Genomic DNA, 26746 nt, shown 5'->3' with positions numbered 1-26746 from the left:
GTGTTATCTCTAACACTTGTTTTGAACCAACAATTTAATGTTGCGTTCGGAATTAACGTTGACATATTGCAATTCAGTTTTCAATGTTCATTTCTTCAATAATAATCAATATGGTGGAGACTAGCGGGATCGAACCGCTGACCTCCTGCGTGCAAAGCAGGCGCTCTCCCAGCTGAGCTAAGCCCCCATACTATTTTCAAAAAGAGTCGGGAAGACAGGATTCGAACCTGCGACCCCTTGGTCCCAAACCAAGTGCTCTACCAAGCTGAGCTACTTCCCGTATATATAATTAACATGCATTTTAAAATGGTGCGCCCGACAGGGGTCGAACCTGTAACCTCTTGATTCGTAGTCAAGTACTCTATCCAGTTGAGCTACGGGCGCTATATTAAAATGATGGTGCCGAGGACCGGAATCGAACCGGTACGATAATCACTTATCGCAGGATTTTAAGTCCTGTGCGTCTGCCAGTTCCGCCACCCCGGCAAAAATAATGGAGCAGAAGACGGGATTCGAACCCGCGACCCCGACCTTGGCAAGGTCGTATTCTACCGCTGAACTACTTCTGCAAAATGAAACTGGATGAGCCATAGTGGGCTCGAACCACTGACCCTCTGATTAAAAGTCAGATGCTCTACCAACTGAGCTAATGGCTCATGAAATGGTGCCGGCCAGAGGACTTGAACCCCCAACCTACTGATTACAAGTCAGTTGCTCTACCAGTTGAGCTAGGCCGGCTATTCATTTGAAATGGTGGAGGATGACGGGTTCGAACCGCCGACCCTCTGCTTGTAAGGCAGATGCTCTCCCAGCTGAGCTAATCCTCCACATAAAATCAATTCGATTACTAAGCCTGGCAACGTCCTACTCTTGCGGAACGTAAGTCCGACTACCATCGGCGCTAAAGAGCTTAACTTCTGTGTTCGGCATGGGAACAGGTGTGACCTCTTTGCTATTGCCACCAGACAAAATAACTTACTTAATTAATGATACATTGTTTAACGATTATTTGCAATGGTCAATTTTACACTATCTTTAAATTTTCTTTACAAGATCTTCACTTGAATATTTGTTATGTAATAACTCGTTTTTGACGACTTTTATATATTACAACGTTTTAACATTTAAGTCAATAGCTTTTCAAACATTTACTTAAATTATTTTGTTGCATTTGTTAAGCCGTATCTCGTTTCTTTAACTCGACTTGAACTATCTTACCATATAGAAACTGACTTTTCCATCCTTTTTTCAGTTTATTTTTATATTTTTATAGCAGCATCTTACTTAAATGTATCTTATTACTTTAAAGAATTAAATTCATGTACTGATTTTCTTCTAAGTTATATTATATTCGCGATAAACACGCCTTGTAAATAGCATAAAAAAAGATCAATCTTCACACATCAATTATATGATGTATAAAGATTGATCCAGTTCTATTATATTTATCGCTATTATTTTTGTCTCATATAAGGGAACAGTAATACGTCTCTAATAGAGGCAGAATCTGTAAGTAACATAACCAATCTGTCAATTCCGATTCCTAATCCACCTGTAGGAGGCATACCATATTCTAACGCCTCGATAAAGTCTTCATCCATTTCATGTGCTTCATCGTTGCCTTGTTCTTTTTCTACTAATTGCGCTTCAAATCTTGCTCTTTGATCGATTGGATCATTTAATTCAGTAAATGCATTACCGTGTTCTCTTCCAACAATAAACAACTCAAAGCGATCTGTAAATCTTGGATCTTCCGCATTTTTCTTAGCTAATGGAGAGATTTCAATTGGGTGACCATATACAAATGTTGGTTGAATGAGTGTTTCTTCAACTTTTTGTTCAAAGAACTCATTTAATATATGACCATATTTCATATTATCTGTAATTTCTATGCCGTGTTCTTTAGCAGCTATTTTCGCATCTTCGTCACTTTGAATGTTGAAGAAGTCGACACCCGTTTCTTCTTTAACGGCATCGGCCATATGGATTCGTTTCCATTTAGATTCTAAATCTATTGTTTCTTCTCCATACGTTACTTTCGCAGTCCCTAATACTTTTTCAGATATATGTCTAATCATATTTTCTGTAATATCCATAATATCATGATAATCAGCGTAAGCTTCATATAATTCAATCATAGTAAATTCCGGATTATGTCTTGTAGACACACCTTCATTTCTAAATACACGACCTATTTCATAAACTTTTTCTAATCCACCAACAATTAAACGTTTCAAATGTAATTCAATCGCAATTCTCATATATAAGGTAGCGTCTAACGCATTATGATGTGTAACGAAAGGACGTGCAGCTGCTCCACCTGCGATTTGGTGCATCATAGGTGTTTCTACTTCTAAAAATCCTTGTTGATTTAAATAGTTACGCATCTCTTGCAATATTTTACTACGTTTAATGAATGTTTGTGTACTATCTTGGTTAGTAATTAAGTCTAAATAACGCTGACGATAACGTTGTTCTATATCTTGTAAGCCATGGAACTTATCTGGGAGTGGACGTAAGGCTTTTGTTAATAAAGTGAATGACTGTGCTTTAACTGATAGTTCACCAGTGTTAGTTTTAAACATTACGCCTTCCACGCCTACTATATCTCCAAGATCTGCAGAATTCCAAATAGCAAATTGATCTTCACCTACTTGGTCTTTTCTTACATAAATCTGTATTTGACCACTTAAATCTTGAACGTGTGCAAAGCCCGCTTTACCTTTTCCGCGTTTCGTCATTAAACGTCCAGCAATACTTACATGACTTTCTTCTTCTTTTTCATGTAATTCTTCTTTGCTAAATTGATCCCAGTCTTCATGTAATGGGGTTGCCATTGAAGTACGATCAAATTTTTGACCAAATGGATCTATTCCTAAATCATATAGTTCTTGTAATTTTTGGCGACGGACCTGCATTTGGTCATTCATTTCTTCTGACATAACTTTCTCTCCTTTATGCTTCTTGTTCTACTTTCACTTTCTATTGCTTGGACTTCTAATTGAAATATTTAAATAAAAATGATCATTTATTACCGAATTTCAACTTAACAAAACATTTTCTGCTTTGTTTATTCTTAGAAGTGAGTATCCTTAAGGATAGCTAAACACATTCATATGTACTTCTCACATTCCAACTTTCTCACTCTTCAATTCTACTAGACGATGCAAACGGAATAAAGTTATTTAAACTTTTTTCTGAATTTTATTGATTCACTTATAAATACTTAATTTCAAATAGATAATCGTGCAACTGACACGCGGCCAGTGATTAAATACTGATAGTTACATATGCAGTTCTTCATAAAAAGCACTAAGTTATACACGTCAATGGGTGCATGCATATATTTTATATGCCTAAATCGCTCCACATGTACTCACACGACTGACAGTAACTCATTAAATTCAATCCATATAATGTACGTGCACATAACCGCTTCAAAAATACGCATTTACGCACATTTATTAAAATTCATATTTTTTAACTGACTCATCTGGTATCACTAAATGCCCTATTTCCTTATTTGAATTAGGTTCAATGACATTCGTTGCAATGTCATTCAATGGAATAAGTACAAACGAACGTTCCAACATACGTGGATGTGGCACTATTAACTCAGATTCATTAATAATTTGATCTCCATATAATAAGATATCAACATCTACGGTTCTTGGCCCCCAACGTATATCTCTCACTCGATGTAGTTGTTGCTCAGTATCCAAACAGGCTTTCAATAATTCGTTAGGCTCCAATGTGATTTGAACTTCAATACATTGATTCAAAAATTGCGGTTGATCTACATAACCTACTGGGTCCGTCTCATAAATCGGTGACTTCTGTGTAACTGTAATGCCCTCTTTATCATTTAAAATCGATATGGCCGCTTCAAGCTGAGTCAACCGCTCCCCAACATTACTTCCTAAACCTAAATATGCGTATGTCATGCGCGACTCTCCCTCACTATTTCTACACCTACACCATCATAATGACCTGGTATGGGTGGATTCTCTTTAGTGATTCTGACTTTCGTTTCCACTACACGATTATAGTGTGAATTTATACGTTTTGCAATACGTTCCGCTAGATGCTCCAATAAATTTACCGGCTCACCTTCCATAATTGCTTTAACATCTTTAAATACTTCACCATAGTGTACCGTATCCTTAACATCATCTGACTGACCTGCTGTGCTCAAATCAACATTCATCGTAATATCAACGATAAATATTTGGCCAATTTCATTTTCAGCTGGTAGCGCACCATGATAACTATAAAATCTCATACCATTAAGAAATATTGTGTCGCTCATTATCATTCTCCTTTAAATAATCCATGCTTTGTCCTAAACGAACATTCAGCGCGACATTATGAACTCTAACCGCTTTTACGCCTTCCATTATACCATAGGCTGTAGTAGCAGCTGTTGCTTCATCTCGTTCAACAGGTGTAGTCTCTTGCTCAATCATTTCTTTAATAAATCTTTTTCTACTTGTTGCCAATAGTACTGGGTAACCTGTAGCTACAAGTTCGTCTAATCGTGCCATGACTTCTTTTTCTTCCTCTCTAGTTTTTGCAAACCCAATACCTGGATCGAGCCAAACTTTATGTTGAGGAATGCCAGCCATTTCAGCTTTATTTGCTTGTTTAAGCAAGTACACTAACATTTCATCAACAACTGGTTCTGATCTTTGACCATCGCCATTGTGCATTAACACAATTTCTCCCTCGTATTTTGCAACAATATCAAATATACGTGCATCATTTAGTCCAGCCCATTGATCATTTATCATCGTTGCACCTAATTTCATCGCTGCTTCTGCTACTTCACTTCTATATGTATCGATTGATAGTTGAACGTCTAAGTGACTCAATGCCTTCACTACCGGTAATACACGGTCCAATTCCTCTTCTACAGTAATTTCTTCGAATCCTGGTCTTGTAGATATACCACCAACATCTATAATATCCACACCCTCTTCTACCATTTCCTCTGCCCTTTTCACTGCACGATCGACTGTATTATATTTACCGCCGTCTGAAAATGAATCCGGTGTAACGTTTAATATGCCCATAATTTTTGTATGTGTCATAATCATTTTGCTTCCTTTCACTTATAAAATGATTTTATCTTTAAGTTGTTATCTTATTTCTATAATAACGTTATTTGCTATATTTTTCAGTAATCAGCGCTTAATCCATACATATACCAACCTAAAATTTAACATTATCCTTGAACATATTAAAAGGCACTGCAAAACAAAAAGCCGGTGCACATTTATATGTGCCCGGCTCAATTTCACATTATATTGGATTAGTCATCAAATGCGAATAAAGGAGTAGAAAGGTAACGTTCACCATTACTTGGTAATACAGTCACTACTGTTTTACCTTTTCCTAATTGTTTCGCTTTTTCAATAGCCGCATAAATAGCAGCACCTGAAGAAATACCACATAAGATACCTTCTTCTTTAGCAACTTTACGCGCCATGTCCATTGCAGTTTCATTACCTACTTGAACTACTTCGTCATAGATATTTTCATCTAAAGTGTCTGGAATAAATCCTGCACCTAAACCTTGTAGTTTATGTGGACCAGGTTCGCCACCACTTAATACAGGTGAATCTTCTGGTTCAATCGCAACTAAGTTAATGTCTGGGTAGTTTTCTTTCAATACTTTACCAGCACCACTTAATGTACCACCAGTACCAACACCAGCTAAGAATGAATCAATTGTTTTACCTTCAAATTGCTGAACTAATTCTGGACCTGTTGTTAATTCGTGAACACGAGGATTAGCAGGGTTCTCAAATTGTTGAGGTTCATAATAACCATGTTCTTCTTTTAATTCTTTTGCTTTTTTAATCGCGCCTTTCATAGCTTCTGAACCAGGCGTTAATACTAATTCTGCGCCATATGCTTTTAATAAATTACGACGCTCTTGACTCATTGTTTCAGGCATAGTGAAAACGGCTTTATAACCTTTAGCAGCACAAACAAATGCTAAACCAATACCAGTGTTACCACTTGTTGGTTCAACAATCGTATCACCTGGTTTGATTTTGCCTGCTTTTTCAGCTTCTTCAATCATCGCTAATGCAATACGATCTTTTACAGAACCACCTGGATTTTGATATTCAAGTTTAACATATACGTCTGCAATGTCTTCGTCTACTACCTTATTTAATTTAACTACTGGTGTGTTACCAATTACTTCTACAATGTTATCTACTGGTTTATTTGTCATAAGTATTGCTCCTTTTCGTTAAAAAGTTTAAAACCTACTTTTTCAATCGGATATACATTCTATTTTATCAGATTTTTCTGTAAATACAACTGCAAAAACTTATTCTTCCAACTTTAACCTAACATACTTATCTGTCTAGTTTCATTCTAGCGGGTTTATTTAATATTATCTAATAATTGCTGTAACTCTTCTTCAGAAAATTGATATTTATTTCTGCAGAAATGACATTCCGCCTCAGCACCATGATCCTCATTTATCATATTTTGAATTTCAGCTTCTCCCAAACCTTTAATCGCATTTAAAAATTTGTCATGTCCACAATTACATTCAAAGTGTGCTGGAACATTTTCTAATATTTGTACATTTTCTTCACCTAATATTTCAAAAAGTAATTCTTCAGGTGTTAAACCCTGATCAATGAGTTTAGAAACAGGTGTCATATGATTAATCGCATCTTCTAGTTTATTAATCGTTTCGTCTTCTGCGCCTGGCATAACTTGTATTAAAAATCCTCCAGAAGCTTTAATTGAATTATCTGGATTAACCAATACACCCAATCCTACTGATGAAGGAACTTGTTCACTTTTTGCAAAATAGTATGTGAAATCATCGCCGAGTTCACCTGAAACAAGTGGACTAGAACCAGAAAAATAATCTTTCAATCCTACATCTTTAACAACTGTTAATGAACCATTCGTTCCTACTGCACGGCTAACATCTAACTTGCCATGATCATTTAAAGGAAAATGGGTTTGTGGGTTTGTGACATAACCTCGTACATTTCCTTTAGCGTCTGCATCAGCAATAACTTTGCCAATTGGTCCTTGGCCATCTACTGTAACTGTTAACTTCTGATTTCCTTTTAGCATTGCGCCCATCATTAATGTCGCAGTCATTGTGCGCCCAAGTGCTGCAGAAGCAGTCGGCCAAGTATAATGTCTTGTTTGTGCTTCTTGCACACTCTCAGTTGTCAAGGCACTGTAAGCACGAATCTGTCCTCCAAAAGCTAAAGCTTTAACTATATAATCATTTGTCATTTTTAAAATTTCTCCTTTAATATTAACTGTGTTTATTATAAAACATTTCATTTTCATGTCTATTTTGGGTTACTTTTTAATAACGCAATTTATTTTAAGCTTTCGCACCAAAAATTGCGAAACATCTGTTTGCAATTATATGAACCATAAAAAAACTTCTTTCTACTATTTGTATCATAGCAGAAAGAAGTTTAAAATTCAGTCTTTAGTTTCGACGATCAGGGTCGTTTGAATTACCTGGTCTGTCAATGTCAGGTGCTTGTTCATGGCCAGTTGGCTCTGAATTTTCACCGTCTTTTTCATTGTCACCAGATTCTTCATCTTCATGATCGTCTTTTTGATCATCGTCACTACGATTTAATTGTTCTTTACGCACATCTTCATATGATTTACCGTATTTACCATCTTCGAAGTCATTTTTGTCTTCTTCTACGACTTTAGCTCCATCATAGTCAACTTCTGGCAACACACCATCATGGAATAATGATTGTATTTGTTCAGCAACTAATGTTTCTTCTGTTAGTAATGATTCAGCAATTAAAATTAATTGTGATTTATGTTCTAACAGAATGTCTTTACAACGCTCATATTGTTCTTTAATAATGCGTTGTACTTCTTTATCAATTTCATAAGCAATTTGTCCAGAGTATTCAGGATCACCTTGCATATCTTTACCTAAGAACACTTGGCCATTGCTACTGCTTGAGAATTGAATAGGTCCAAGTTTCTTACTCATACCGTATTCTGTAACCATTTGACGCGCAATTTGCGTTGCACGTTCAAAGTCATTAGAAGCACCCGTAGAAACTTCATTAAAGTTGATATCTTCTGAAACACGTCCACCAAGTAAGCCACAAATTTTATCTAGCAACTCTGGTTCGGTCATTAAGAAGCGATCTTGTTTAGGTAACATCATTGCATAACCGCCCGCTTGTCCACGTGGAACAATCGTTACTTTATGAACAACTTCGGCTTCATCAAGCACCATACCAATAATTGTATGACCAGCTTCATGGTGGGCAACAATATTACGTTCTTTTTCTGAAATAACACGAGATTTTTTAGCTGGACCTGCAATAACACGGTCAGTAGCTTCTTCTATATCACGCATATCGATTTTTTTCTTACCTTCACGAACAGCAACTAAAGATGCTTCGTTAAGTAAGTTTTCTAAATCTGCACCAGAGAAGCCTGGTGTTCTTTGAGAAACTGCTTTTAAGTCTACTGTTTCATCAAGTGGCTTGTTCTTAGCGTGAACATGTAAAATGGCTTCACGTCCTTTAACATCTGGACGACCAACTTGAATTTGTCTATCAAAACGACCCGGACGTAATAATGCTGGGTCTAAAATATCAGGGCGGTTCGTAGCGGCAATCATAATGATACCTTCATTTTCGCCAAATCCGTCCATTTCAACTAGTAATTGGTTAAGCGTTTGTTCACGTTCATCGTGTCCGCCACCAACACCAGCGCCACGCTGACGACCCACTGCATCAATTTCATCGATGAAAATAATACATGGTGCATTTTTCTTAGCATTTTCAAATAAATCACGCACACGACTTGCACCGACACCAACAAACATCTCAACGAAGTCAGAACCACTAATTGAGAAGAATGGTGTGCCTGCTTCACCAGCAACCGCACGTGCAAGTAAAGTCTTACCTGTACCTGGAGGTCCTACTAATAAAACACCTTTTGGAATTCTTGATCCCATTTGTTTAAATTGTTTATTGTCTTTTAAGAAATCGACAATTTCAATCAATTCTTGTTTCTCTTCATCCGCGCCTGCTACATCAGAGAAGCGAACACGTTTCTTCTGGCTATCGTACATTTTAGCTTTGGACTTACCAAAGTTCATCATACGACCGCCACCGCCGCCGCCACCTTGAGCTTGGCTTAGGAAGAAAATAAATAATAATGCAATAATTAATACAGGAATTAGTGTAGTTAGAATACTTACAAATACACTTTGTTTTTCTTCTTCTTTAACTGTAAATTTCAATCCGTCTTGGTTTTGTGCTTTATCAGTTATTTTTTCTAATTCTTTATCGTTGTTATATAAAATAGTTGAAGAATATTCTTTATCATCTTTGGTTTTACCGCTTACCATATATACATTTTGTTCAGGCTGTATCTCAAGTGATTTTAAATCACCTTTATCTAGCTGTTTCACAAATTGGTTATATGTAAGTTGTTTTGGCATATTACCATTTCCATTTAAAAATGAAAATAAACCAAATATTATAACGCCAATAATTGCGATAACAAGCACATTACGAAAGGCTTTCTGCATGCGTCGTTTCCTCCTACTTCAATAATAAAACTAACAAAAATTGTAACACAATACATGAGTTTACGGCTAGTATTTCAACTTTTGTACTATGTTTACAATTTTCAATGCTCTATTTTAAATTTAAATTGTCCCTAGTGCACATAAGTTACAAAATTCAATATTTTACAATTTAAGTCACGTTCGTTTTATGTATGAAAAATACTTTTTAAAGCGAACACATAGACATACTGATTAATATATTTACGCTTAGACTTACATTATATAATAATTTTCAGTTTCATAAAATTGTATTGCTTACTTTGAATAAATTTCTGATTTAAGTGTCCCTATATACGGTAAGTTACGATAGTGTTCAGCATAATCTAAACCGTATCCAACCACAAATTCATCCGGAATCTTTTTACCAACGTACTTAGCTTCAATATCAGCTTTACGACGATTTGGTTTATCAAGTAATGTTACAATTTCAAGTGAATTAACACGACGTGACTCCAATAACTCAGTGATTGATTTTAATGTTGTTCCAGTTTCTAAAATATCTTCAATAATTAACACATCTTTATTTTCAATTGACGAACTCAAATCTTTTAAAATTTGAACTTCTCCAGTAGATTCTGTGCCACCGTGATAACTTGAAACATCCATAAAATCAATAGCTAAATGCGTATCAATATATTTTATTAAGTCTGCCATAAACATGACCGAACCTTTTAATATGCCGATACATACAAGCGGTTTCCCATTATAAGCTCGTGTAATCTCTTCACCTAAATCTTTACAAATCTGATGAATATCTTCCTCTGATAATAATATTTCTTTTAAATCATCTCGCATGTTTTTATTCCTCTCCCATATCTCGTATAAAAATTGATTGTTCGTATTTATTTTTTAAATATAATGTGCCAACAGCAATAATCTCATTTTGGGCATTAACCATGACTGGTAATTGATTGCGTTCGGATTGAACGATTTTATGATCAATAAGCAACCTACTTATTTTTTTATGTCCTTCCATACCATTCAACTCGAATTTATCTCCATCTCTTCGTGTACGAATAACTAACGGAAAGTCCCCAACAGGAAAGTCATGTTTAACGTCAATTTGATAATGACTATAGTTGTATATACCAGGGTGAGTAATCTGAATCGGAAAATGTTTCACATCATAATTTGCCATTATTATAAATTTATCATAAGCGATATGAATTATCCATTTATCTGTCGTGTATAATGTGCATTGCGTCAAATTTCCTTCTAATTTTTGAAACCACTCATTATAAGTTTTTTCAGTTATTGAGCGAGTGATTTGAAGTTGTTCAAACAGGTTATCTAACACTGCCATCTTGACACTATGCCTTAAATTTAAAAATTGTGATCTTGCTATCGTATACTTCTGTGTTTTAACACTTTTACGTATATCCTGTTTTATAAATGCGACGGCTTCTTTATTTATCACTTCAAGTTGTTCATCATGCCACTCTTTTAGTTTGATTAATTGATCTGTAGCAAGTTGTGCATTTTCATTTATTTCAGGCAAAATACGATTACGAATGTCATTTCTCACATAATGATTTTGTGTATTTGTTTCATCTTCATAATAAGGTACACGATGCATAACCTGATAATCACGAATTTCATTTTTTGTTGTCGATAATAATGGTTTACATATCTGATAAGATGCGCGTGCAGTTTGATAAGCCATACCTAAACTACTTCTTGTGGAACGTCCAGTCATTACTCGATAAAAAATAGTTTCTATCTGATCATCTTGATGATGGGCGGTCAGTAAGATATCTGCCTTTAATTCATACATCATCTCATCAAACCATTGGTAACGTGCTACTCTTGCGTCATTTTCAATACTATTCCCTTTTTCAATAACATCTGATAAATCTAAGTGCTTAACGTAAAGCTCAACATGATGTGCTTTACAAAATTGTTTGAGAAAATATTCTTCTTCCTTCGCTATCGGGCGGATGTTGTGATTTACATGTAAGCAGGTTAATTTTGTGTATGAATCTTTCAATCTTGTGATTAACTCATGTAATAACACCATGCTATCAACACCTGTAGAAACCGCCAATACAATGTGCTTATCTTTCGTCCAACCCTCAGTATTAACGTTCAGCTTCATCTACCTCCACTCACTCTAAATCTTCCAACAATTAGCCTAATCACTTTGGAATCATCCCATATTACAATAAAAAGAGACTGTTTCCTCAATTAAGAAAACAGTCTTAGATTGTTACGCTCAAACTTAATATTGGAATCATTGATTGTACGTTGTTCTCAATAAATCAGTTAGTTATATATAAAACAGTTGTATTATCTATTATTAGCGTCTAGCGCCTTTGCCACCGCGTCTTGATTCAGTTTGACGTTTGATGGAAGTTAATTTATCTTCGCTATCTTTTAAGAAGTTTGTTAATTTCTTTTCAAAGTCTTCACCTTTGGGTTGTGGTTGTTTATGACTAGGTTTACTTTGAGGTCTACGCGGACGATCTTTTGCTTTTTTAATAGATAGACTAATTTTACCGTCATCAGCAATAGATAGCACTTTAACTTCAACTTCATCTCCAACAGATAAATGATCTTCTACGTTTTCAACGTAATTATCTGCAACTTCACTTATGTGAACTAAGCCACTTTTTCCTTCTGGAAGTTCGACGAAAGCGCCAAACTTTTTAATACCAGTGACTTTACCTTTAAGCTTGTTTCCTACTTCGATTGACATATTGTAAATAAATCCTCCCGATTTGTTTCGATTTTAACCTTATTATATGCCTGTTTGCATAAATTAACAATGGTATTATGATGCAAAAAAATAATTTTCGCTATTTATCTTCTTTAGAAGATTTTGAACCTGCATCCGATTTATCACTCGGTAACTTAAATATAACTTCTCCATCATTACTTAAATAGTAATCATCTCTTGCTACTTTTTCTATATAGCTCTTATCATTTAAGTTGTTAAGTTGTTCTTTTAATGCTAATTCCTCATCTTGTTGCTTTTGATATTTTTCTTCTTTTTGTTGTCGTTCTACAGCATCGTCATTATTACTTTGCTTTTGAGTGACAAGCATGATACACAAAATAATAATAATCGCGAGCAGTATCCCACCAAACAAAGTGATACGTCTGCGTATCACACGTCTTCTCATTTTTTGCTTTTGTTTCTTTTTATTTTCAGAAGAGGTGAACGTATTTCCGATATTTTCAACTTTTTTACTCAATGCTTGCCACCTCCTCTATTATTCTCCGCCAACTTTTTCTTCTTTAACAATCTCATACATGCCTTTTGCGTTTTCTTTAGTTGCATGTTCACTTAACCCTGTTACATTTATTGTTACAATTTTTTGTCCAAAACGAATGACAAGTTCGTCCGTTACTTTAACATCTGTTCCAGCTTTAGCAACTGAACCATTTACAGTGATACGACCTTGGTCACTAATTTCTTTCGCTAATGTACGACGTTTTACCAGTCTTGATACTTTTAAATATTTATCCAGTCTCATGATTTATCTCCTCCTTGCTCTAAATAATCTTTTAAAGCAGCTTCATCTAGCGACATATTTTTTGTTTTATCATACAACTTCATGAAATGCTCTGCAAACACTTTTTCGAATTTCACGCGTTGGACTTTTCCTTCTTTTGCTTTGGCGTCTGCCCAAATGTGTTTTAAATCTTCTTCAGTTTCTGCATGCGCCTCTCCAAAAATGTGTGGATGTCTGCGTATCATTTTTTCGGATAAACTTTGTACTACTTCATTTATATCAAAATAGCCTTCTTTTTTACCAATACTTGCATGTAATAACACTTGTAATAATATGTCACCAAGTTCTTCAATCATATGCCAATCATCTTCATTATCTATCGCTTCAAACAATTCAAACGTTTCTTCCAGTAAATAACGTTTTAACGTTTGGTGTGTTTGAATTTTATCCCAAGGACATCCAATTTCATCATCTACAAGTCTGTCGATAATTCCTGTCGCATAGTCAAAATCACTCATATATGTGGCATCATTTTCAACGCGCTTAATAAATACACTGGTTAAGTTGCTGAAAATGTCTGGATGGTGATCTAATTCGTATAAGGGTGTTTCAATGACATTGGCACCGTTAGCATGCGCACCATCAATAATGAATACAATTTGTTCATCATCGTAACGCGACATCAATGTGACTTTTAAATCTCCAGCAGTCATGGAACTAAACACTTGAGTAATCAGTGTGTGCGTTCGAATATTCAACTGTTCGCTGCTTAAAGAAGTAGCATCAAGTAATGTAAAGCCATCATTAGGGTCAACTTTAACCGCTTCAAAGATATCATCAATGAAACTTTTGCCCCCTAAGACTTTAATTTCAATATCATCATCTTGTTGCGCATAGGCCTCTAACTTAACAGTGGTTGTCTCAGCAACGCGAGGGTGCCCCGGAACTGTATAGACGATATCTGTGTCTGAATTTCGTGCTTTAGTCATAAGTTGAGATACAATGTCTTCATAAACCTCATTAAACCCACTATTTGATTCATAAACTTCATCAAAACTTTGAAATACGACACCCTCAGAAGTCAATATTTCTATAACTGGATGATCTAACGTACGCGTATAAACGAAGGGGTGATGCTTCAAAAATTTATATACTCCAAAGGGTAATTCATCAATGCCATAATTACCCAATCCAACAATTATAATTTTTCCAGTCATTATCGTTTCCCTCTTTTCATATGGATGAGTTTATCACCCAATGGTAAATGCTTTAACTCTTTAAAACTTAATAGCTCAGTACGAACAATTGCAATGATGATGACGATAACGCCTACACCTGCAGCAACGACCAATTCAACAATACCTGCGACGCGTCCCTGTGTAGGAAGTAACCACATTGTTAGTTGAACGGCAACGGATAATATCAGCATTGTAAAAATTAATTTTGCGACATATTTTTTCATATTACGGAATTGATAATGTTTCAATACGTGATAATGCAAAATGGCAGCAAATAAGATTAATGATAACACTGTGCTTAAACTACCACCTAACATGAAAAATGGCGGTATCAATACTACATTTAAAATCGCTTTACTCACTACACCAGTAATAAACGCTTGAAATATAGGTCGCACTTGATTCTTCACTTGTAACAATGCAATATCCATCATAATTAAAGACACAAATATAACAGTTAGCATATACACTGCTAAAGTTCCGGTTTGGCTATCATTTTTAAAAAATACATGGTTCATGATAGGTAGTAAATTAATCAAACCGATACCCGCAGCAATGCTAAATAGCATAGTAATTTTAATAGAAGCATTCGCATATCTATTGATAAGTACATGATTCTTAACTTTAATCGCATCTGTCAGCAATGGAATAAGGACAAAACAAAATGTGGTAGTGACGATTAACCCCATTTGAATAAAAGATGCACCACGATCATAAATGCCTTTTTGCGTTGTAGATTCTTGAAAACTCAATCCTGTATTCCGCAAAGCATGGATAACGGTAAAGCTATCCACAACTTGCCATACAATCACAATAAGTTGACTTACAGCAAAAATCACAATGGCTAATGCCAATTGTCGCCATGCAACAACCTTATTATGTTCAATATTTTGCGCTTTAAATGCGGTTAATTTGAAAGGTCGTTTCAACACAAGATATATACTAGATGCTAAAAATCCAAAAGCTGAACCAATAATCGCCAATGTCCCAGCCGCATACAGTGACCATTGTTGTGTCATAAATAGAACAATGGCGATAATGATAATGCCAACACGAACAAACTGTTCTATAACCTGGGAAATTGCAGGTATATTCATATTTTGATGCGCTTGATAGTAGCCTCTATAAATACCCAATATACTAACAAATAAGAAACTAAAACTCGATGCGCTTAACATTGGTGCGAGGTTAACATCACCCATTAAGGTAGCAATCCATTTTGCACAGATTAACAAAACTAAGAAAAAACTAGTACTGACAATCTGCAATCCGACTAAAACCTTCATATATTGGCGAGGATGACCGTCTGCTCCAAACATTTGAGTAACAGCACTCGGTATGGCATTCATTGTCAAAATAACACCTAAAGCAACAATTGGATAAACTTGTTGATACGCATACAGTCCTTCGTCACCTAAGATATTTTGATAAGGTACTCGATAGATTGCACTTAATATTTTAACTATGATGAGTGCTAATGTAAGCACAACTACTCCGTTAAAAGCAGATGACTTATCCGTTTTAGATTTCATCAGTTATAACCATACTTTCTTCTAAACTTTTCGTTAGGAATTTTAGACTGTCTAACCAGTTACCTGTTTTATTTAACGTTACTTTCATTTTGCCTTCTTGAACTCCGACTTTCATCGTACGACCAAGTGGCTGTGTCTGTTTAAATAATGTTTCACCATTGATATCTGTTGTACCTTTTTCTGACAGGTAGACTTCTACTTGCTTACCAATATCTTTGATTAACGTCACACCTGCGTGTAACGCATGAACTTTAATTTCCATCATTTCTAATAATCTTTCTACTTCTATTGGATAGTCATTGAAGCGATCGATCAATTCATCTTTAACATCCATTAATTGTGTTTCACTTTCAATTTTACGCAATTTTTTATAGATTTCAATTTTAGATTGTTCATTTGGTATATATTCAGCTGGTAAATAAGCATCGATATTAAGTTCTATTTCAATCTCAGGTGCATCTTGTTTTTCTGCTTTTACGCCACGTTTTTCATTAACTGCTTCTTCCAACATTTGAGAATATAAATCGAAACCAACAGAGTCAATGAAACCGTGTTGTTGTTTACCTAATAAATTACCTGCACCACGAATATTTAAATCTCGCATGGCAATTTTAAAACCTGAACCTAGTTCAGTGAATTCTTTTATCGCTTGTAAGCGGTCCTCAGCAGTTTCAGACAACACTTTATTGGTAGGATGTAAGAAATAAGCATAACCTATACGACTTGAACGTCCTACACGTCCTCTTAATTGATACAATTGGCTGAGTCCGAAACGATCAGCGTCTTCAATAATCAGCGTGTTAGCATTTGGTACATCGACGCCTGTTTCTATAATTGTTGTAGTAACAATGATGTCATATTCATGGTTAATAAAGCTGAGCATCGTTTCCTCTAAATCACGTTCATTCATTTGACCATGTGCTACACCGATATTCGCGTCAGGCATAAGCATTTGCAGCTGTTCTCTTTTCTCGTAAATAGATTGCACTTTATTGGATAGGTAAAATACTTGGCCATCTCTTGATAGTTCCCGTTCCAATGCCTCTTTTATAAAATTCGTATTTTGCTCTAAAACATAAGTTTGTACTGGGAAGCGGTTCTCTGGTGGTGTTTCTATAACGGATAAATCTCTCACACCTAGCATACTCATATGCAATGTACGTGGAATAGGTGTCGCTGTTAATGTGAGTACATCTACATTGTTCTTCAGTGATTTAATACGCTCTTTGTGACGTACACCAAAACGTTGTTCCTCATCTACTATAAGCAAGCCTAAATCTTTATACTGAATATCTTTACCTAACAATTTATGTGTTCCTACAACGATATCAACGAATCCTGACTTTAGTCCTTCTTTCGTTTCTTTAACTTCTTTTGTAGTTCTAAATCTACTTATGAGTTGTACTTCTATCGGAAAGTCTTGCATACGCTCTATCAACGTTTCATAGTGTTGTTGTGCAAGTATCGTCGTCGGCACAAGAAATGCTACTTGTTTACCTTCCATAACTGCTTTAAATGCTGCACGTACAGCAACCTCTGTCTTACCGTAACCTACATCACCACATAGTAATCTATCCATAGGACGCTCAATTTCCATATCCTGTTTGATTTCTTCTATCGATTTACTTTGGTCGGGTGTAAGTTCGTATGGAAAATCAATTTCAAAATCATTTTGTTCTGCTGTATCAGGTCCAAATTTATATCCCACAGACATTTCACGTGCTTTATATAGCTCTATCAATTCATCAGCCATATCTTCAACACTTTGTTGTACTTTGGCTTTTGTTTTTTTCCATTCTGTTCCGCCAAGCTTATTCAACTTAGGAGATTTGTCTTCTGACGCAACATATTTTTGCACTTGATCCATCTGATCAACGGGAACAAATAACTGGTCGGTGCCTTTATATTGTAATTTAATATAATCTTTATGCACGCCACCTACTTCAAGTGTTTCAACACCTAAATATCTACCAACACCATGATGGACATGAACGACATAATCGCCAACTTTCAAGTCTTGGTAAGATTTGATTTTTTCAGCGTTCGTTAACGTTTTATGCTGTTTTGGTTTTTTCTTTTGTTTTGATTTAAATAATTCTCTCTCTGTGACAACAACTAATTGCATGTAAGGTAGCTCAAAACCTTCTGACAAACTACCTTCTGTAATAATGGCACTGCCACCTTCATTTCGACGACTTGGTGTATCAATAAAGGTAGGTATATGCATTTCATTTAGCATAGATTGAATGCGTTCTTTTTTCGTTTCCGTTTCTGCAAGTACAACAATCGTGTAATCATTTTGAATAAATCTTTGGAATTCAGAACGCATAATATCATACTGTCCATAAAACTGTTGTACTGGTTTACATGAAAATTTAATGATTTCATTTAATTGAACAGGCATCGTTGCTGTAAACAATGTAAAGTAGGTAACCGCAAACGGTTTTAATAAATTTTCAAAACCTTCATATTGTAGAAAACTTTGATCAATAAAACCTTTTCCACTTTCAATTAAATTTTGCATAAATTCATCTATTTCAGTTACAAGAGTTGTTTCAGTTTCTTTAATTCTATTATATTCATCTACAGCAATAATGGCATCCTCTTTAAAGTAATCCATAATCGTTGCTGGCTGTTCATACATAAATGCTACTAGTCTACGAAGCACTTGATGATCAAACATTTCTGCTTCGAATAATTGAAAACTTTCATAAGTTTCTTTTAATTCATTTCGCACAGACTTTTCAATTTTTGGACGTGTGTCTTCATATGCTTGCTTTAGTTTATGCTTTGTATGTTTAAGCACATCTTCGGTAATGATATAGTCACTAGCAGTTGTGATATCAACATGTTCGATATTGCCTTCAGAACGTTGAGATTCTACATCAAAATCACGTATAGAGTCTACTTCAGTATCGAAAAATTCAATACGTACTGGCTTACCAATTAATGGGTAGATATCTACAATCCCACCACGTAATGAAAATTCTCCTATATGTGAAACGACACTTTCTCTACGATATCCCATATTTACAAGCTTATTTAAAAATTCGTCAATGTCAATATCGTCGCCTACATTTAGCGTTAATTGATGCGATTTCCACATATCTACCGGCGTGAGCCATTTTTTCAATCCGTTTAAAGGTACGATAAATAACCCTCTCTCTTCTTGAGCAAGTGCCGTTAATGTTCGCACGCGTTCACTCATAAATTGAGGGCTTTGTGTTGAAAATTCTTCTGTCATAATATCCTGCATCGGATATTTATATATTTCACTATCTTCTACAAATTGCAGTAAGTCACTTTCTAACTTATCTGCTTGATAAAGATTGTTTGTAACAACAAGTAGTTGCTGCTCACTCTTCAAATATTTTTCAGCTATAATCGTTGCTTTTGCGGCACCAGATAGTCCGGTTACTAAAACATTTTCTTTACCAAATACTTCGTTTAACTCTTGGTATCGTTTGTCTTCATTTATATATTCTGTAATTATTGATTTCACTTAATCTCACCATTATATTCATTCATTACACGGTCAAATCGATTACTTTCTATATAAGCTTCGATCGCTCGTGCAGAATGTTCTATTACTTTATTCATCGTTTCCATTTCTTGATTTGAAAATTTTTGCAAGACATAGTCTACGATGGCCATGCCATTTGAAGGTCGATCAACGCCGATTCTAATTCGTTTGAACTGGTCTGTTCCTAACATTTGAATAATGGATTTCATGCCATTGTGTCCACCAGCACTACCTTTTTGTCTGAGTCTAATTTCACCCTGAGGTAAATCTAAATCATCATATAAGACAATTAAATCCTCTATATCAATGTCATAGTATTTCATCAAAGGTGCCACTGCCTCACCTGACAAATTCATCATTGTCATAGGTTCTATGAACATTACTTTTTCTCCAGCTAAACGCTCTATTGTGTACGCACCTTTAAACTTTTGTTTATCTAAAGAAAATCTATTTTGCTCTAACATAAAATCTATGACTTCAAAGCCAATATTATGCCTTGTTTGTTCGAAGCGTTTACCTATGTTGCCTAGGCCTACAATACATTTCATTACGTTACCTCCACTCTCTGTATGCTCATTATCTAATATTTATATAAATTATATGCTTTACAAGTTATGTATTTTGTATCATTCACTATAATAACATAAAAAAGCACCCGCTTAACGTATTAAGCATGGTGCTTTTTATAAGATAATATTGCGTTGATACATCAACACATGACATCAACTCAAAAAGAAAGATTATTCTTCTTCTTTTTGGTCTTCGTCACTTTCATCTTCTTTTTCTTCGCCTACAACTTCTGGCTCTTCAGTAGCTGCTTCGCCTTCCATTGCTTCGATTTCTTCTTCAGTAGGTTCTTCAGTTGGAGGAACTACTGTTACGATTGAATCACTAGCTTCGTTTTCAATAGTGAAATCACCAGAAATTTTGATATCTTCAACAGAAAGACTATCATTTATTTCTAATTCACTGATATCAACTTCGATTGATTCAGGGATGTTATCTGGAGTAGCTGTAACTTCAAGGTTGAATAATGGTTGTTCAACAACGCCGCCCTCTTTAGTTCCTACAGCTTCACCAACTAATTGAACTGGTACTTCTACAGTACGTTCTTCAGTCATATTGATTGCTAAGAAGTCAATATGAGTGATTTGGTTTTTAAGTGGGTCGAATTGGTAGTCTGAAACCATTACTTTAATTGTTTTAGAACCTACGCCTAATTCGATTACACCGTTACGTCCAACTTCACGGATAACTTTGATAAATTCTACTTCGTCTACTTTAACTGAAGTATTTTTTGTACCGTAACCATAAACGATTGCTGGTACTTTACCAGTGTTTCTTAGTGTTTTAAGGTCTGAACGCGTTTGTTTACCTTGACGAATAATTGACTTTAATGAAGCCATATTCAGTTTCCACCTTTCATAAATGCTCTATCTAAGAGCTCCTCATTTGCCCATCAACAATCTGTTGCTTGCAAATGTTTATTTATCGTGATATTTCACGAACGAAATTATTATACATTGTTAAAGGCTATTAGTCAAATAGCACACTAACTGATTCGCGTTCATATACACGTATAATTGCTTGAGCCAATAACCCTGCTACTGATAATTCTTTAGTATTCTCTGGTTTACGTTTTTCATCTAATTGAATGGAGTTTGTAACTACAAGTTCTTTAATCGCTGAGTTTTCAATACGTTCTTTTGCAGGACCTGATAGTACGGGATGCGTACAACAAGCATAAACATCTTTCGCACCTTTGTCTTTTAACGCTTGGGCAGCCAAAGTAATCGTACCAGCCGTATCTATAATATCGTCAATAATAATTGCTGTTCGACCTTCAATTTCACCAACAATATTCATCACTTCTGCAACATTTGGTTTCGGACGACGTTTATCTATAATCGCGATTGGCGTTTTAAGTATATCTGCAAGTTTACGAGCTCTTGTCACCCCACCGTGGTCTGGTGATACAACAACACACTCTTCAGGGTCGATATCTGTCTCATTTTTAAAGTATTGCGCTAAAATCGGCACACCCATTAAATGGTCAATTGGCATATCGAAGAAACCTTGTATTTGAGGTGCATGTAAATCCAATGCAATCATGCGGTCTGCGCCAGCAGTTTCAATTAAGTTTGCAACAAGTTTTGCTGTGATTGGTTCACGACTGCGCGCTTTTCTGTCTTGGCGTGCATAGCCATAATATGGAACAACGATATTAATGTTCGCTGCTGAAGCACGTCTACAAGCATCTATCATGATTAACAATTCCATTAAATGTAAATTTACTGGATTTGATGTTGGTTGAATAATAAAAACATCACAACCACGAATACTTTCTTCAATATTGATTTGAATTTCTCCATCACTGAAACGTTTTACAGAACATTTCCCTAATTCAATTCCAACATGATCTGCCACTTCTTGGGCTAACGGTTCATTACCCTTCAAAGAAAATATTTTCAAAGCAGAATTCTTATACTCATTGTTTAACATTTATAGTCCTCCAATTAATTCTTTCAATTCGTTTTGGTTTGTAGACAAGGCAAAACTTATATCGCTCAGCAACATAAATAATTGTTATGATTATCTTTAACTATATTGATTTTAACAGTTTAAGTAAGCTTGTCTAAACATTTGTGTTTATTTTTTCAAATAACCTTCTTTAGTCGTTTGTCTAGCTCTCGCTAACGCTAAACTGTCTTCTGGTACATTATCAGTGATTGTTGATCCTGCGGCTATAAATGAACGATTACCTAAAGTAATTGGTGCAACGAGATTCGTATTACATCCGATAAAGGAATCATCACCAATGACCGTCTTAAATTTATTAATCCCATCATAGTTAACTGTGATAGAACCACATCCAACATTCGTTCTTTCACCTATTTCAGCATCACCAATATAACTTAAGTGAGGTAATTTGGCTCCTGCTTTCACCACTGATTTTTTAACTTCAACAAAGTTACCAACTTTTACTTTTTTACCTATATCTGCACCTGGACGAAGTTGTGCAAACGGACCAATCGTAGCATAATCATCCACTATCGCTTCATTAATGACAGATTGTTTAATTGTGACATTTGAACCTATTTTACTATTCGTAATTTCCGTATATTGTCCAATAACAGTATCTTCACCAATCACGCTATTGCCAGAGAGTTTCACACCAGGCTCAACTACTGTATCTTCACCAATTCTAACATCAGCTCCGATATAAGTCGTCGCAGGGTCAATAATTGTTACACCGTTCTTCATATGCTGTTCGTTAATGCGTTTTCTAAAAGCTTTTTCAGCTTCGCTAAGCATTACTCTATCATTCACGCCCATGATTTCCTCAAAATCATTCGTATGGAAAACTTCAACAATACCACGATCTTCTAAAATTAAAGAAAGTACATCAGGCAAGTAATATTCGCTCTGTGCGTTGTCATTTTTGACTAATTCTAGTTTTTCGAATAGGACTTGATTATCAAACGCAAAAATACCTGAACTAATTTCATTAATTTGTTGCTCTGCATCTGTTGCATCTTTTTGCTCAACAATACTCACCAAACGTCCTTCTGAGTCATGTAAAATACGTCCATAACCGAATGGATTTTCTGCTGTCGCTGATAAAACTGTTGCATGTGCTTGATTGTTCTCGTGATGTTCAACCAATGATTTCAATGTTGCTGTCGTAATCAATGGCGTGTCTCCACAAACCACTAACGTCGTCCCTTGACTTTCACTTAAATGCTCACTTGCCATTTTAACAGCATGTGCTGTACCTAATTGTTCTTCTTGAAAACTATAAAGCGATGTGTCTCCAAGTGTCTCTTTGACACTATCTGCACCGTGTCCAACAATGGTAACAAGCTGATCTATTCCAGATTGCTTCACATTATCTGCAACATGTTCGATCATCGTTTTACCTGCTACATCATGAAGTACTTTGTATTTCTTTGATTTCATACGTGTACCTTTGCCTGCTGCAAGTACTATTGCATGTCTTTGCATGTATGTTAACCCTCCATTAAAATATACACTTCCTACCTATTATAATTTAACGCTAGTCACACTTTCAAGGCTCAAAGCACCAATGTTATATAATAGAAATATTTTTATTACTAATATTAAAAAATTGCATAACCCTATTTGTCATCATTGAATACCTATGGAAACGCTTCAAAATTTATGCGAAATCTATAATATCTCTAATATAATATAATTTTTTATTTACGAAAATATCAACATAGTCACACTTGTATTTCTTATTTTTATATTATTTAAAATTAACCAATATTCATTTTATTCCCATTTATTTTCCATTCCCTAAAACAAATCATTTCTGTCACCTTTTTAAAATCAACACTTTTTATTTTTAAAGCGATAAGTATGCAAAAAACCAGACCGAACATATATGTTTCGGTCTGGTTTATATCAATTAGACGTTAAATGACTATATCGAAATTATAAAATAACTTTTCCATAAACTACTGCATATTCACATAAAAAATCAGTCACACTTATGCATCACTTTAGCTAAGTTATCCATTTAAATAGTCACATCTACTAAAATAGAGCAAAAAAATCATTTTGAAAATAAATTTTCCGCCCTATTCGGTCGTGTATATAACAACTATTTTCCCTCAAATAGCTGAACGTATTTTATTTAAGCTTCTTCAGAATCGTCTGATGATTGCGCATTTCTGTCAGGGATGACTTCATCAGTCTCTTCATATACTTTCATTACTGCATCCTGTATTTCTTGTCTCATTTCTGAGTTAATTGGATGAGCAATGTCTCGGAATTCACCATCTGGTGTACGTTTACTCGGCATTGCGACGAATAGACCTGTGTTGCCTTCAATTACGCGTAAGTCATGTACAACAAATGACTCGTCTAACGTAATTGAAACAAGCGCTTTCATTCTTCCATCTGTTTGTATCTTTCTAAGTCTTACATCTGTCACTTTCATGTAGTGAGCCCCCCTAGTATCTCTTTGTTAGAAGCTTAACAATTTTATTAAAAATTATAAATCCTTATTTCACTTTTGCAATTAACTCTATTTCAACTTTAACATCTTTCGGCAATCTTGCCACTTCAACACAACTTCTCGCTGGTTGATGATTACTAAAGTATTTGCCATAAATTTCATTTATATTTTGAAATTCATTCATATCAGCAATGAAAATAGTAGCTTTAATTACTGAATCTAAATCTGATCCAGCTTGGTCTAACACAACTTTTAAATTTTCTAAGACTTGTTTCGTTTGCTCTTTTACATCATCGCTAACAATTTGTCCTTCTAAATTTAGAGGAATTTGTCCTGATGTGAACACAAGTCCATTAATTTCTGTTGCATGCGAATATGGCCCTAATGCTTCAGGTGCCTTTTCAGTATTAATAACTTTCATGATGTCGAAATCGCTCCTTTTAAGAAAATTTAGTTAAACTGTTGCCTTGTTCCACCTTAAACTCCTGATTGTATTCATCTACATCAGATAGTTTAACTAAGGATGTATAATCTTCAATTAATCTTTGCTTAACTTCTTTTGATTCTACTAGTACCGATACCCCTTTAACATGAGCTTTAAACTCATTCATCAAATTCATAACACCATTGATTGAACCTCCAGCACGCATAAAATCGTCAACCACGAGCACGTTAGAATTTTCTGGTAATGTTCTCTTAGAAAGCACCATCGTTTCAATTTTTCTAGATGAGCCTGAGACATAGTTAATAGAAACTGTTGATCCCTCAGTAACCTTATTATCTTTTCTAATAACAACTACTGGCAAGTTCAATACATTCGCTACTGCATTGGCTAATGAGATCCCCTTAGTTGCAATCGTTACAATGGCATCTATCTCTTCATCCATATACAGTGTTGCAATTAATTTACCAACACGATTAAGTAAAGTAGGATTCCCCATTAAATCGGATAAGAATAAATATCCACCTGGTAATAAACGATCTTTCTCCTGAAGTTGAGCAATAACATCATCAATCACTTCCGTCGCTTCCGCTTTACTCATTTCTGGTTTATAGGTCACACCACCGCTAGCACCTGCCGTAGTAATAACCGTGCCAAGCTTTTCTTTTTGAAAAGTTGTTTTAATAATTTGTACATCTTCACTAATTGAAGATTTAGCTTGTTTAAACTTTTGTACAAAATATGTTAGTGGTATTAATTTGTTTGGATTATTCATTAAGTATTGTGTCATATACACAATACGTTCACTTCTTTTATAGCGCATTCATTTCATCCCTTCTTTTTCAGCCTAACAATCTTACAATATGTACTTCATTACAGCAACCATTAACCGCGTTATATATGTGTCTTGCTTGTCTCTCTTTCCTAGCTAACGCATAAACTGTCGGGCCACTACCACTCATAACAGCACCATCCGCACCATTTGCTAACATATTGGCTTTTATTTTTAATATTTCATCATGCATCTTTCCCGAAACAGGTTCCAAGCGATTTGAAAGACTTTTACATAATTGTTCGTAATCTCCAGAAATTAAAGCATTTTCACATGCTTCAGTATGCACTGTATGCGGTTGTGTTAAATCTAATTTCTTAAATATATATGGTGACGATATACCTAAATCAGGTTTAGCAACCACAACCCAAGCAGAAGGCGGTTTATCCAAATATTCGATTATTTCGCCCTTGCCCTTACACAAAGCAGTCTTACCTAATATACAAAAAGGAATATCCGTTCCAATTTGTATTCCTAATGCACATAGTTCCTCTAACGGTCTATTTAACTTATATAAACGATTCATGCCTCTCATCGTAGCTGCAGCATCTGTCGATCCACCTGCTAACCCTGCTGACACGGGTATGTTTTTATCAATCGTAATGGTCAGACCTTGTTGTAAATTATAGGTCTTTTTCATTAGTTCTGCAGCTTTATATGCCAAATTTTTATTATCGGAGGGAACATAAGTCTGTTCTACGTCAACAACTATTTTTTTGTCTTTACGCAGTTCAAATGATAAGCGATCGTTTAAATCTATCGTTGTCATTATCATTTCAACTTCATGAAAACCATCATCTCGTTTAAAGAGTGTGTCCAACGTTAAGTTAATTTTAGCTGGCGCAGTTTCATAAATCATATTCCCACCCTCTTTCAATTTCGATATGGTAATAAAATGATTTTAACATATTGTTATCATTGTGTTGTCGGTTTTTTCAAAAGTTAATATATTGCGCCAAAATACAAATAAATAAAAATTTAAAAATAAACTTTCAACTATGTCGAAAAATCAAATCATTTCTTAATTCACTATTTTACAATAACGTGTTTACTAGATAAAATAATTTTCTTTTATATGTATAAAAATCAAAAAAAGGTATGTCGGCGCTATACACCAACATACC

At 35.0% G+C, this 26746-nt stretch carries 23 protein-coding genes, 8 tRNA genes and 1 rRNA gene; all 32 read right to left on the bottom strand.

Annotated features, from left to right (window positions below):
* Positions 1-111 precede the first annotated feature (111 nt).
* Positions 112-187 (bottom strand) — tRNA-Ala (locus tag ACM595_RS11000).
* A gap of 19 nt (positions 188-206) precedes the next feature.
* A tRNA-Pro gene (locus ACM595_RS10995) sits at positions 207-280 on the bottom strand.
* A gap of 27 nt (positions 281-307) precedes the next feature.
* Positions 308-384, bottom strand: a tRNA-Arg gene (locus ACM595_RS10990).
* A 13-nt stretch (positions 385-397) separates the two neighbouring features.
* A tRNA-Leu gene (locus ACM595_RS10985) sits at positions 398-486 on the bottom strand.
* 8 nt (positions 487-494) lie between these two features.
* A tRNA-Gly gene (locus tag ACM595_RS10980) sits at positions 495-569 on the bottom strand.
* Between the two features lie 14 nt (positions 570-583).
* Positions 584-656: transfer RNA gene (locus ACM595_RS10975), tRNA-Lys, on the bottom strand.
* A gap of 6 nt (positions 657-662) precedes the next feature.
* Positions 663-738, bottom strand: a tRNA-Thr gene (locus tag ACM595_RS10970).
* Positions 739-751: 13 nt separating this feature from the next.
* Positions 752-827, bottom strand: a tRNA-Val gene (locus ACM595_RS10965).
* Positions 828-851: 24 nt separating this feature from the next.
* Positions 852-966 (bottom strand): 5S ribosomal RNA (rrf, locus tag ACM595_RS10960).
* A gap of 488 nt (positions 967-1454) precedes the next feature.
* Complete coding sequence (gene lysS, locus ACM595_RS10955; protein WP_011303859.1) at positions 1455-2942, bottom strand: lysine--tRNA ligase; 1488 nt, start codon at positions 2940-2942, stop codon at positions 1455-1457.
* A gap of 522 nt (positions 2943-3464) precedes the next feature.
* Positions 3465-3944, bottom strand: a complete 480-nt coding sequence (gene folK / locus ACM595_RS10950; RefSeq protein WP_115343930.1) for a 2-amino-4-hydroxy-6-hydroxymethyldihydropteridine diphosphokinase — start codon at positions 3942-3944, stop codon at positions 3465-3467.
* Positions 3941-4309, bottom strand: coding sequence for a dihydroneopterin aldolase (folB, locus tag ACM595_RS10945; protein WP_419744298.1), 369 nt, complete (start codon positions 4307-4309; stop codon positions 3941-3943). Before folB ends, folK begins: the two co-directional genes overlap by 4 nt.
* On the bottom strand, positions 4287-5090 hold the full coding sequence (gene folP, locus ACM595_RS10940) for a dihydropteroate synthase (protein WP_011303862.1): 804 nt from the start codon (positions 5088-5090) through the stop codon (positions 4287-4289). The genes folB and folP overlap by 23 nt, the downstream gene beginning before the upstream one ends.
* A 221-nt stretch (positions 5091-5311) precedes the next feature.
* Positions 5312-6244: a cysteine synthase A gene (cysK, locus tag ACM595_RS10935; protein WP_002484190.1), complete on the bottom strand. Its 933-nt coding sequence runs from the start codon at positions 6242-6244 to the stop codon at positions 5312-5314.
* Between the two features lie 155 nt (positions 6245-6399).
* Positions 6400-7281, bottom strand: a complete 882-nt coding sequence (hslO, locus tag ACM595_RS10930) for an Hsp33 family molecular chaperone HslO (RefSeq protein ID WP_002484191.1) — start codon at positions 7279-7281, stop codon at positions 6400-6402.
* A 205-nt stretch (positions 7282-7486) separates the two neighbouring features.
* Positions 7487-9577: an ATP-dependent zinc metalloprotease FtsH gene (gene ftsH / locus ACM595_RS10925; RefSeq protein ID WP_002484192.1), complete on the bottom strand. Its 2091-nt coding sequence runs from the start codon at positions 9575-9577 to the stop codon at positions 7487-7489.
* A 294-nt stretch (positions 9578-9871) separates the two neighbouring features.
* Positions 9872-10411 (bottom strand): hypoxanthine phosphoribosyltransferase, encoded by a 540-nt coding sequence (gene hpt, locus ACM595_RS10920; RefSeq protein WP_002484193.1) that lies wholly within the window; start codon positions 10409-10411, stop codon positions 9872-9874.
* Positions 10412-10415: 4 nt separating this feature from the next.
* The gene (gene tilS, locus ACM595_RS10915) at positions 10416-11711 is read right to left on the bottom strand and encodes a tRNA lysidine(34) synthetase TilS (protein ID WP_002484194.1); all 1296 of its coding nucleotides are present in this window, start codon (positions 11709-11711) and stop codon (positions 10416-10418) included.
* A 201-nt stretch (positions 11712-11912) separates the two neighbouring features.
* Complete coding sequence (locus tag ACM595_RS10910; RefSeq protein WP_002484195.1) at positions 11913-12311, bottom strand: S1 domain-containing RNA-binding protein; 399 nt, start codon at positions 12309-12311, stop codon at positions 11913-11915.
* 100 nt (positions 12312-12411) lie between these two features.
* Positions 12412-12810, bottom strand: a complete 399-nt coding sequence (locus ACM595_RS10905) for an FtsB family cell division protein (protein WP_011303866.1) — start codon at positions 12808-12810, stop codon at positions 12412-12414.
* A gap of 18 nt (positions 12811-12828) precedes the next feature.
* Complete coding sequence (locus tag ACM595_RS10900) at positions 12829-13092, bottom strand: RNA-binding S4 domain-containing protein (RefSeq protein ID WP_002484197.1); 264 nt, start codon at positions 13090-13092, stop codon at positions 12829-12831.
* Positions 13089-14288 (bottom strand): MazG nucleotide pyrophosphohydrolase domain-containing protein, encoded by a 1200-nt coding sequence (locus tag ACM595_RS10895; RefSeq protein ID WP_037539114.1) that lies wholly within the window; start codon positions 14286-14288, stop codon positions 13089-13091. Before ACM595_RS10895 ends, ACM595_RS10900 begins: the two co-directional genes overlap by 4 nt.
* Entirely contained in the window at positions 14288-15841 is a 1554-nt protein-coding gene (locus ACM595_RS10890) for a polysaccharide biosynthesis protein (protein ID WP_069826009.1), read from the bottom strand. The genes ACM595_RS10895 and ACM595_RS10890 overlap by 1 nt, the downstream gene beginning before the upstream one ends.
* Entirely contained in the window at positions 15831-19343 is a 3513-nt protein-coding gene (mfd, locus tag ACM595_RS10885; RefSeq protein ID WP_419744297.1) for a transcription-repair coupling factor, read from the bottom strand. The genes ACM595_RS10890 and mfd overlap by 11 nt, the downstream gene beginning before the upstream one ends.
* Positions 19340-19912, bottom strand: a complete 573-nt coding sequence (pth, locus tag ACM595_RS10880; RefSeq protein ID WP_002484201.1) for an aminoacyl-tRNA hydrolase — start codon at positions 19910-19912, stop codon at positions 19340-19342. Before pth ends, mfd begins: the two co-directional genes overlap by 4 nt.
* Before the next feature lie 192 nt (positions 19913-20104).
* Positions 20105-20770 carry a 50S ribosomal protein L25/general stress protein Ctc gene (locus ACM595_RS10875; RefSeq protein WP_041080848.1) on the bottom strand — a complete coding sequence of 222 codons (666 nt, stop codon included), beginning with the start codon at positions 20768-20770 and terminating at the stop codon, positions 20105-20107.
* Between the two features lie 130 nt (positions 20771-20900).
* Positions 20901-21866, bottom strand: coding sequence for a ribose-phosphate diphosphokinase (locus ACM595_RS10870; RefSeq protein WP_011303871.1), 966 nt, complete (start codon positions 21864-21866; stop codon positions 20901-20903).
* A 147-nt stretch (positions 21867-22013) separates the two neighbouring features.
* Complete coding sequence (glmU, locus tag ACM595_RS10865; RefSeq protein WP_002484204.1) at positions 22014-23369, bottom strand: bifunctional UDP-N-acetylglucosamine diphosphorylase/glucosamine-1-phosphate N-acetyltransferase GlmU; 1356 nt, start codon at positions 23367-23369, stop codon at positions 22014-22016.
* Positions 23370-24024: 655 nt separating this feature from the next.
* Complete coding sequence (gene spoVG / locus ACM595_RS10860) at positions 24025-24330, bottom strand: septation regulator SpoVG (protein ID WP_011303873.1); 306 nt, start codon at positions 24328-24330, stop codon at positions 24025-24027.
* Between the two features lie 64 nt (positions 24331-24394).
* Positions 24395-24769 (bottom strand): RidA family protein, encoded by a 375-nt coding sequence (locus tag ACM595_RS10855; protein ID WP_002484206.1) that lies wholly within the window; start codon positions 24767-24769, stop codon positions 24395-24397.
* A 19-nt stretch (positions 24770-24788) separates the two neighbouring features.
* Positions 24789-25613, bottom strand: coding sequence for a pur operon repressor (purR, locus tag ACM595_RS10850; protein WP_002484207.1), 825 nt, complete (start codon positions 25611-25613; stop codon positions 24789-24791).
* A gap of 19 nt (positions 25614-25632) precedes the next feature.
* A complete protein-coding gene (ispE, locus tag ACM595_RS10845) occupies positions 25633-26481 on the bottom strand; it encodes a 4-(cytidine 5'-diphospho)-2-C-methyl-D-erythritol kinase (RefSeq protein ID WP_041080845.1) in 849 nt (282 codons plus the stop codon).
* Positions 26482-26746: the final 265 nt, after the last annotated feature.

Origin of the sequence: Staphylococcus sp. LKG3-1, assembly GCF_048568385.1 — a bacterium.
Classification (GTDB): domain Bacteria; phylum Bacillota; class Bacilli; order Staphylococcales; family Staphylococcaceae; genus Staphylococcus; species Staphylococcus saprophyticus.
This window is presented reverse-complemented; position numbering and strand designations above follow the sequence as displayed.